This is a genomic window from Dehalococcoidales bacterium, assembly GCA_035529395.1.
Taxonomy (GTDB): domain Bacteria; phylum Chloroflexota; class Dehalococcoidia; order Dehalococcoidales; family Fen-1064; genus DUES01.
In genome coordinates this window covers 1-5751 of sequence record DATKWT010000102.1, presented here as the reverse complement: position 1 = coordinate 5751, position 5751 = coordinate 1, and the positions used below count along the sequence as shown (strand labels likewise).

General features: G+C 55.2%; 7 protein-coding genes. 1 reads left to right on the top strand and 6 read right to left on the bottom strand.

All coding sequences use genetic code 11. From position 1 onward, the window contains the following. Positions 1-566: 566 nt before the first annotated feature. From VMW13_06620 to VMW13_06610, 3 genes are all read right to left on the bottom strand, one after another. Positions 567-1856 (bottom strand): hypothetical protein, encoded by a 1290-nt coding sequence (locus VMW13_06620; GenBank protein ID HUV44487.1) that lies wholly within the window; start codon positions 1854-1856, stop codon positions 567-569. 15 nt (positions 1857-1871) lie between these two features. Continuing rightward, entirely contained in the window at positions 1872-2066 is a 195-nt protein-coding gene (locus VMW13_06615) for a hypothetical protein (GenBank protein HUV44486.1), read from the bottom strand. Positions 2067-2208: 142 nt separating this feature from the next. Further along, on the bottom strand, positions 2209-2388 hold the full coding sequence (locus tag VMW13_06610; protein HUV44485.1) for a hypothetical protein: 180 nt from the start codon (positions 2386-2388) through the stop codon (positions 2209-2211). Positions 2389-2447: 59 nt separating this feature from the next. On the opposite strand from VMW13_06610, the gene VMW13_06605 reads away from it, so the two are divergent. Beyond that, positions 2448-2588, top strand: a complete 141-nt coding sequence (locus VMW13_06605) for a DUF5679 domain-containing protein (GenBank protein ID HUV44484.1) — start codon at positions 2448-2450, stop codon at positions 2586-2588. A gap of 304 nt (positions 2589-2892) precedes the next feature. On the opposite strand, the gene VMW13_06600 is transcribed toward VMW13_06605, so the two are convergent. From VMW13_06600 to VMW13_06590, 3 genes are all read right to left on the bottom strand, one after another. After that, positions 2893-3012: a biotin carboxylase N-terminal domain-containing protein gene (locus VMW13_06600; protein ID HUV44483.1), complete on the bottom strand. Its 120-nt coding sequence runs from the start codon at positions 3010-3012 to the stop codon at positions 2893-2895. A gap of 157 nt (positions 3013-3169) precedes the next feature. After that, on the bottom strand, positions 3170-4615 hold the full coding sequence (locus VMW13_06595) for a carboxylesterase family protein (protein HUV44482.1): 1446 nt from the start codon (positions 4613-4615) through the stop codon (positions 3170-3172). Between the two features lie 84 nt (positions 4616-4699). Continuing rightward, positions 4700-5506: an SDR family NAD(P)-dependent oxidoreductase gene (locus VMW13_06590; GenBank protein ID HUV44481.1), complete on the bottom strand. Its 807-nt coding sequence runs from the start codon at positions 5504-5506 to the stop codon at positions 4700-4702. Between the last annotated feature and the right edge of the window lie 245 nt (positions 5507-5751).

The window sequence follows — 5751 nt, the reverse complement described above, 5'->3', positions numbered from 1 at the left end:
GGAAGGGGGGAAAGATTATATCTGGGGGACACCGGCAGAATCTGGTTTCGGATTCTGCTAACGTCATTCTGTAAGAATGACGCCCAGACACCCCTGCCAAAGGAGGCTTCGGCCCCTCTCGGAAGAGGGGTTTCGCCCCTTCTGAGGGGCGCTCCCTCTGGACTCCCCTTTTTCATCACCCTGTTAGACTCGATCCGGGATACGTGTTTGCCCCCTGGATTCCAGCCTGCGCTGGAATGACATCAACATCCATTATACGTCAAGATATTTACGAGACACTACACTAGTCTCTGAAGGACTGGCACGATTGCCGAGCCTGCTCAAGTAACAGAGCCAGGCAGAACCAACCCCGACTCATCATGACGGTGGTAGCGGGGGTTGGATTCGAACCAACGACCTTCGGTGCGCAGGACCCGGGGCTGTACTTCCTTATCGCCACACCAATGGAGGAGCATTGATGATCGAATCGCTGAAGAGGGCGTGGTTTCGGTTCGTTATCGGTTGAGTGCAATGGTGGCGGCCTCTCAACACAATCCTCAGTGTAGACCTGTCAAGTTAGATCCGGACTACCTCAAAAGTTGGCGGATAGCGTTGCCGCCAAGCTCTATCACGAGAATCTGCTGTTGTTGGTGGTTACCAGACAGCCACTTAAAACCCTTGCGCTTGTGAGCGCCAGCATTGCTTGGGTCGGTCACTCTTATCACGCCAGGCAGCTCTCGCAGTATATCTGGCAGCGCCAGGGGCTCGCTCAGCGACAGCATCAGCTTGTCTCCGTCTTCGTCTTCGTAAGTGTATGACTCCGACAGGATCTGCGCGCCCGGGGTCTCCAGAATTCGCTGTTTCAGGTCCAGCCGCCACGATACCGGAACTCCTTTCGGAAGTACCAGTGTTACGTTGCCACGGTAGAGATCAGAGCCCTTCTCACCAGACTCGTCACCGGCTGTCTCGGCACCTGGATACTCTTCTTCGTCGCTCTCTGAACCGGTCGTGACGGCGGAAGGCTCCTGCTCCTCATCACCCTGTATATCATCAGCCTGTCTGGCAGGTTCCTGCTCTACCTCGCCTTGTGGGTCATTCTCAACCTCGCTCTGCGTAGCAGCCTTGGTATCGGCAGGTTTCTCGCCTTCAACGCTGGCAGAGTTGTCCCGAATGGTAGCCTCGAGCAATCTCTCACTCTCCCGCAGGTTTTCCCAGCTTTTGTACAGACCGGCCAAGTCGGGGCCGTCGTCTCTCTGGAATTGTGTCTCCTCCTTCCCCTCGACCGTAATAACTTCGCTGTCACCAGCTTCGGATCCTGATGCCCCCTCTTCAGGCTGTTTGGTATCCGGGATAGATTGCTCCAGCTGCGCCACAACCTCATCCTGCGCGTTCTCTTCCATCTCGGCAAGGGTCTTGGTCGCCGTCTCCTTGGTCTTTTCAAAGGCGTCCTTGATAGCTTCGAGCAGAGCAGAGTAGACCGTGTCGAGGGAGGTGAGATAGGTCTTGGTCACCCGGCGGACGTTCTCGGCCGCTTGCCGTTTCGCATCCTCGATTACCCGGGCTTTCTCCTGCTGGGCCTCGTCCTCCGCCTGTTCTCTGGCGGTTTCCGCTAGCCGCTTGGCTTGAGCTACCGACTCCTCCATCGTTTTGGCAACTGCCTGTATCGCGGAGAACTGCTCCAGATGTTTGAAGGTAGCGTTACTTGTGTCACTGGCATTCTGGAGGTAATCGACGACTTCGTCCGGGTCAAGGCCGTTCTGAACGATGCGGAATTCCCTTCCAAACAACTCCACGTGGCCCTGCTCTGCCACTTCCTGCGGCTTCGACTCGTCTGTAGAGTCGGTCCCTTTCTTGACGGCTAGCTTCTGATTGCTCATAATCCTATTCTAGGCTCAGGATATCGGCTGAAAAAGCCCGAGAGGTGCAAACTTGTGAGCTTCCAGTACCAGCAATAGCCCATGATCCTTTGTCAGATACAGTATTCCCGGAGGTGTCAGCGGTGTCGTCATAGTACCGACGCTGGCTGGCGGTATTCCGTTGGCCATCCGGTCCGGCAGTCCCCGCATCTTCCTAACGCCCCCGTACACTTGAACGCCTCCTCCTGCTTTCAGCGTAGCACACCCCTGCTGCTTGTCAATGAGCCTTTGGTCACGTCCGGCACGAGTAAGAAAGTACTCTCCTTTCCGGTAAGCACCAGGCCGGCATGCCTGCGCTTCGCAAGCCACGCCTTCACTGCCTCTCAAACAAGGGGTGCATCCAAAGGTAGTTCAAGAGCGTGTAGGCCAGGTAGGACTGCAACTCGAACTTGGTAGGAACGGGATTGCCGTCGAGGTAGCGCCTCACCAGGTACTGGTACACGTGGACGGTTCTCGGGGAGTAGCGCTCGGCCCTGAGCTTGGCACCCCACATCGGAACTCCCTCTATCGGCGTCTGGAGCCCGGGCGCGGCTGACCGAAAGGAGGTGAGCTGTGGAAGCCTATTGCATGAAGTGCCGTGCCAAGAGGGAGATGAAGGACGTCAAGGCCATAACAATGAAGAACGGTAAACCGGCGACTCAAGGTATCTGTCCTCAGTGTGGCACCAAGATGTTCAGGATCGGTAAGAGCTGATACGTGCCGTCCTGAAAGTAAGGACCTGCGAAGGGGCTGGGGAGATGTCCCCAGCCCCTTTCTCTGTGCCTGATCACACAGAACAGTCTTCCGTGACCAATAAATAGGATCGTGTCCTCGAATAACGAATGCCGAAAATGAATAAGCCCGGCTCTATTCCGGGCCTATTCATAAAGGATATGAAGAATGAAGAAGAAAATTGTATGGTACTGTTATTGTACAGCAAAGGGCTTCTCTATAGCAAACTGTGCACGACGGTGGGTAGTGTAACGTGTTGTGTGTAATAAGAGAGGGGCGTATCCTTCTAGTGGTAAGAATAAACTGAAAAGACAGCTACGGTTGTAATCCCAAGTTCAGCGGCCGCATGGTGTATGCGTATCGCAATCTCGCCCCTGTTGGCGATGAGGAGTCTGGAAATACTCACTCTATTAAGGGTTCAGGTGTCAGGGCAGCCTTCACCTTTGTTAGGCGTACTAGAGCCTTATACTGAAACCTGAACGCCTCTTTGCTTGCCATCCTGTTCCTCAGCATCACCACGGTAGTTCAAGTGCCATGACAGAGTCCTATTGGCATGGCCAATTCTACATCGCTTCCTTATGTCTTATGAATGCTGCATAGATAGCAGGATCCCGGTCCCGTTCATCCTTGGCATCGAGATCATCGACGACACGACACGGTGCGTCCAGAACCAGCGTCCGGCGAGTCCGGATATCGTAGACCGGCCAATCCGGCAAGTATCTGGCACCGTTTGGGTCGCCTGTGCGGGCAAATTGCATACACGTCGAGGACCAGGCCTGACCCAGTTCGATTGCTTTGGGAGAAATAGGCACATAGAAGATATGGCACTTGGTACCGATTGCCGGATAGTTGAACGTGAGCGGAATATCCGCCGCATGGGTGGCCCCCAGACTGCCCTCGAGAAACGTGCTCGGCAGATCAAGCCGGTAGAGCCACACCGGGCTACCCGAAGCGTCGGCAGCTTCAGCGGGCCCGAGGACGTTCCTGCGCATTAAGTCTGTCATTACCAACTCGAATCCCTTGCGGTCGATCTCATCTGTCCAGCGTCCGGGTCCGGTGCCATAGGACATAAAGGTGCCCTCATCGCGGTTGGTGCCCAGAATGATCGGGACACCGTCGCTCCCTTTCTCGCGGCAGACCTGAATTGCGGTACGGGTAACAACGACGCCATCGATGCTCGGCCCGGTTCTGGTGACCTTTAGAAGATCATCCGCCCTCATTTCGAGCAGATAATCGAGGAGGCCGTTAGACGACAGCGCTTCCTCCTTGCCAAAGTGCCGGCAAAGATCCTGCAGGCTCCTCTTCTTCGGGTCGGCCAATCCGCCACCAGGAGAATGGGCAATGACCCGGTGGAACTTCCCCTCGGCTTCGGGTGCGCCCAGGAGCAGCAGCACTGCTTCGCCACCGGCAGACTCCCCAAAGATCGTGACGCAGTCGGGATCGCCCCCATAGTCGGAAATGTTGTCACGGACCCATTCCAAGGCCAGAATCATGTCGCGAACGCCGTTGTTAGCAGAACCCTTGTAGTCGGCACCAAGGGCGCTCAAGTCGAAGAAACCGAATGCACCTACACGGTAATTGATGGCGACCACGACGATATCTCCCTGGGTGGCCAGTCGAATGCCGTTGTATTCGTTGGCAGACCCTTCGACGTAGCCGCCGCCATGGATCCAAACCATCACCGGTCGTCTTAGGCCATCTGCTGCCGGGGTAAATACATTGAGAAACAGACAGTCCTCGTCCAGGGCACCCATTTCTTCACGTTGGGTCTCATGGTAGAAAGTATGGTGAACAACTTGTACGGCCTGATTGTGCAAGAACGTGGCATCGTAAGTGCCGGACCACGCGCCGCTGGCTTCCGGCGGCAGAAATCGCCGGGATCCGGTTGGCGGCTTGCCGTAGCGGATACCAAGAAAGGTCATGGCATCCTGGTGGTCGATACCCGTGATTCTCCCCAGTCTGGTGTCGATGGTGGTCGTTACGACAGGTGCTTTTTCAGTCTGTTTCATTGGGACGTCTCTTTGCTGTTGACAGGCGGATAGAACCGTTCTTTTTCCGGTTCCTGCATCTCGTCTCTGAAATCAGCATCTCCTCTACTTCGGAAACTGTCTGTCGAAGGCATCGCGAATGGCTTTCACACGCCTTTCGATCATATCTCGAGACCCTTCCCCGTCACAAAAGATATACAACTCATCATTGAGGATGCCATTTGCGACCTGCTCGCCGACCAGGTCCGGTGATACAGCCAAGTCCTTTAGCCAGGGCATTGCCTTTTTGCGCTCTGCAATGCCCTCCACATCATCGTCGTCCAGGTTCGTATGAAAGATCGGTGTGTCCACTACCCATGGGCAGAGCACTGAAGCCGAGATATCCTCGTTGGCCAGATCGCTGCGGAGGACCTCGGTGTATCCAACGATGGCATATTTGCTGGTGCAGTATACGGACTGGCCCGGGTTGGGCTGCAGCCCCGCCGTCGATGCGGTGTTTACGAAGTGACCGCCTTCGCCGTGGCGCTTCATCCGCGGGAAGAACACCTGGACCCCGTGGAACACCCCGTAGAGATTGATATCAAGTACCTTATTCCAGTATTCCACCGGGATCAAGTGCCCGGGGCCGCCGGCGCCGATACCGGCGTTATTGCACACGACATGTACTTTGTCGAAGGCCTCCTCTGTCTTGTCGGCCGCCCGTTCGATCGCAGAACGGTCTCGAACATCCAGCTCAATGGAAATCACGTTTCCCGGGCTATTCAATACCGCTTCTGCTTTTGGTAATCGACGCTTTTGTATGTCCGCAATAGCGACCTTCATACCCATATTCAAGAACGCTTTTGCCATACCCAGGCCAATGCCACTCGCGCCGCCGGTTACAAATGCTACTTTTCCTTCAAGATCCTTCATGCTTCAGTCTCCATTAAGAGCAAACCTCAAATAATCGACATTCCCCATTTCAACTAGTACTGATAACAACCAATCGCGGTGAAGCGCGATTGGTTGTCAACAAAACTCAGCAATCTTGTTCCGTTCGATCAGCTCGAAATCTATCTCCGCGCCCAGTCCGGGTCCGTCGAAGGCCTGAACCATTCCGTCCCCATCCACCTCGATGTCTTTCACCAGACCGTGCTTCTGGGCCTCATCGGGCAGTA

Bases quoted from the DNA above. Each gene is read 5' to 3' on its own strand.
- VMW13_06590 (HUV44481.1), bottom strand. From the start codon at position 5,506: ATGAAGGATCTTGAAGGAAAAGTAGCATTTGTAACCGGCGGCGCGAGT.
- VMW13_06610 (HUV44485.1), bottom strand. From the start codon at position 2,388: ATGTGGGGTGCCAAGCTCAGGGCCGAGCGCTACTCCCCGAGAACCGTC.
- VMW13_06595 (HUV44482.1), bottom strand. From the start codon at position 4,615: ATGAAACAGACTGAAAAAGCACCTGTCGTAACGACCACCATCGACACC.
- VMW13_06620 (HUV44487.1), bottom strand. From the start codon at position 1,856: ATGAGCAATCAGAAGCTAGCCGTCAAGAAAGGGACCGACTCTACAGAC.